At 65.9% G+C, this 3,058-nt stretch carries 2 protein-coding genes; both read right to left on the bottom strand.

Translation table 11 applies throughout. The features are described 5' to 3' along the window. Positions 1–2,001: hypothetical protein (locus ACYCUK_RS24050; RefSeq protein ID WP_461597103.1), on the bottom strand; the 2,001-nt coding region annotated here is incomplete at its 3' end. Next, positions 1,998–3,058 (bottom strand): cellulose biosynthesis cyclic di-GMP-binding regulatory protein BcsB (locus tag ACYCUK_RS24055; RefSeq protein WP_461597104.1); only part of this gene is annotated, 1,061 nt, incomplete at its 5' end. The genes ACYCUK_RS24055 and ACYCUK_RS24050, both read right to left, overlap by 4 nt.

Below are 3,058 nucleotides of genomic sequence, written 5' to 3' on the forward strand. Positions count from 1 at the left end.
GCGCAGCAGGCCCTGCACCGTGCCGCCCCCGACGCTCGAAGGCGACGTCCAGCCCAGGGCGGCGCGCCAATGATGGTGCGGTTCGTGGTCATCGATCCCCACCAGCACTTGCGGCAATTGCCAGACGTGGCCGGTGGCGGTGGCGGTGGCGACCTGCGTGCCATTGCTGAACGGCAACTGTGTGGCATTGGGTTGACCGCCGTAGAGGTCGGGAGAAGACAGCTCCGCAAAGGCGGCCAGGTGCCAGTTGATGCCCCACTGGGCCTGCAGCGAGGGGAGATATTGGGTCATTTGGGTCATGCCGCTGCCCCCGCGCCCCTCGCCGGAGGCGCCCAGGGCCAGGAAGCTTTGTCGGCGCGGCGGCGGAGCAATCCGGTCCGGGGGCAGGAAGCGCCAGGGGATCTGGTTGATGTCCGCCTGATGGCGCCGCATGGTGGCCATGGGCAAGTGCTGGGCCAAGGGTCCTCCGGAGGTGACGGCGAGCTGGTAGGCATGGGCCAGGTTTTGGGTATGTTGATCGGTCAGGAGCACCCCCACGGCGTTGCCCGAGGAAGGATCCTGCCGGTATAGCGTCGTAAACAGGGCGCTGGCGGCCTGGAACTGGCCGGTGTGCACCAGGGACCAGGCCTGGATGGTCTCCATGCCGGAGGATAAGGGGCCGTATTGTTGCGCCGCATGGAGATGTTGGAGGGTCCCGGAGTAGTTCCGCTCTTGGTAATCCCGGAGGGCCGCCATGGTCTCGCTCTGGGCCAGAAAGCGTTGCGACGCGGGGGTCCCCGCGGGCAGGTGCTGCATGGCCTCCCGGGCGAGCGGCAGGTCGTTGTTCGCCATCGCCAGGTTCCCGACCGTCTCCCAATCCGCGGCCTTGCCGGACCAGCGGGCGGCGCGCTCCCACCACGCCAGGGCGGCGCGGGGATGGTGATTGGCGCCCAGGATCGCGCCCACGAGGCGCGCATCCCCCGCTTGGTGCAATTGCGCGATCGCGGCGGCATCGGGAGCCAGCAGCGTCCAGGCCTGGGCATCGTCCCCCTTGTCGTGCGCGCGGGCGGCCATCATCAGGACATACTGCAGCCGCTGTCGCTGCAGTTCGCGGCGGGCGTCCGGGAATTGCGCATCGGCCCGGGTGTAGAGCGCTTGCATCTCGGCGACGGGCAACGCGCCGGCCGCCTGATCGAGCAGGGCCATCGCCTGGGCCGGGCGGGTCGCCTGCTGCAGGAGTGACGCGTATATCAGGGCCGCGTGGCGAGGATGCCCGGTCGCCGCCAAGGCCTGCGCCCACGCTTGCCGATTTTCCGGATAGGCCGTCGTGAAGACGCTGGGATCGGCCGCATGCAAGGCCACCAGCTGCGCCCATTCCCGGTGGGCGGCCAACTGCGTGACTTCGCGGGCATGGAGGTCTTTCTGTAACAGGGCCAGCAGTTTTTGCGGAGGCCGATACGCGGGGTCCTCGCGCTGGATCTGCTGGATGGCCCCTTGCAACTGACGGAGATGCCCGCTCCCCAAGAGCTGCCACAGGCGATTTTCCTGGAGCACATTGCGCATGGGGACCAGGGCGAGACGGGTTTGGGACGCCAGGGCCCCGTGTCCATACCGGTGCTGCAGTTGCTGCATGTTTTCCTGGGCGGCAGCCGTTTGCCCCCCGCGGATCTGGGCCCAGATGGTCTTTTCCAGGAGGACGAACGTCATGGTCGCTGCGGGATGCCAGCCGGGATATTGCGCTTGGGTCTGCTGGATCAGGGCGCGGGCTGCGCGCAAGTGGTTCTGCTGGAGCAGCCCCCAGATTTTTTGCTCCGTACTCCCCAACGCCGCCAGGGACTGCCCCTTCTTGGTGTAGATATTGGACAGCACGTTGTTTTGCCCCTGCTGGCGGGATTGCAGGACATCGCCCGCGCGGGGGGGTGGCACCACGGTGGTGGACGCATAGGCCGTCGCGGTGAGCAGGGGTACGGTCCCCGCGACGATCCTGCGGACCCAGTGACGGATGCTATGTTCCCTATTCATACGGCCTCCTCCGCACGCCATTGTGCTTTTTTGCGTAAGGTATAGATCCAGACCACCAATGTGGCGAACAAGACGGCAGCGCCGCCGGCCAATACCCACAGCCAGGGTTTGACCGAAAACAGGAAGATCCAGAACCAGCCGCTGTTGCGGCTGCCATACAGGAAATGGGAACCCACCAGCGTGGAGGAAAAGGTTCCCGACCCGGTCTCCCAGGCCAAATCGCCATGCAGGCCATTCCAGTTCGGCATCTCCACCAGATGCCACGCAGCCGTCTTCAAGGCGGCCTCGCTGCTGGCCAGGAAGGTGACCGCCACCTCCCCTTCATAGGGGGTGGGCGACTCGATCAGATAGGCCGGCGCCAGGTTGCTGGTGGCCCCCAACCAGGGCGAAGCGCCGTGGCGCGTGGAAACTTGCCATTGAATCCCCATTTTCCTCGGCACAAAGGGGCTTGCCGAGAGCCACTGGGCGGGGATGGAGGCTGCCGTGCCCACGGCGAGCACATTCCGCGTGGTCGGCATGGAAAAAGTAGCGCGGGCATCCGGGAGGGGGGAATGACTCGCCTGGGCCAAGCGTCCGAACAAGGTCAGCCCTGCGGACCAGTCCGACGACGCGCCATTGGCATACCACACCGATAGATGCTTGCCGGTACCGTTGGCCACCAACGGGAATCCCGTGCGCTGGAAGAGGGCCAGATCGGGCAAAACGGCATAGCGATGGGCTGCGGGGAGCTGGATGGTCGAATTCGGGAACACCGAGACCTTTCCGTCCACGATGTGGAAGGTCACGCGGTTTTCTCCGGCCACCAGGGCCGTAAAGGGAATGGTGGTCTGGTAGTTGGCCACCCCGGGGGTGAGTTTCCATTCCGAGATCCAGTGATGATTCGCCAGGACGGTAATGATGGGTTTGTCCGACGCGTTCTGCAGCGGTTGCGTCGCCATGGTCAGCGCCATTTTCAAATTGCTCTGGCGCGAGGCAAACAGGCCTCCGGGCATCCAGAAGGAGATGGTCGCCGTGCTGTGCGGTACGGCGCTGGCCGCTGCCGGCCCCTGCAGGTCAT

This window comes from Thiomonas sp. (assembly GCF_054608695.1).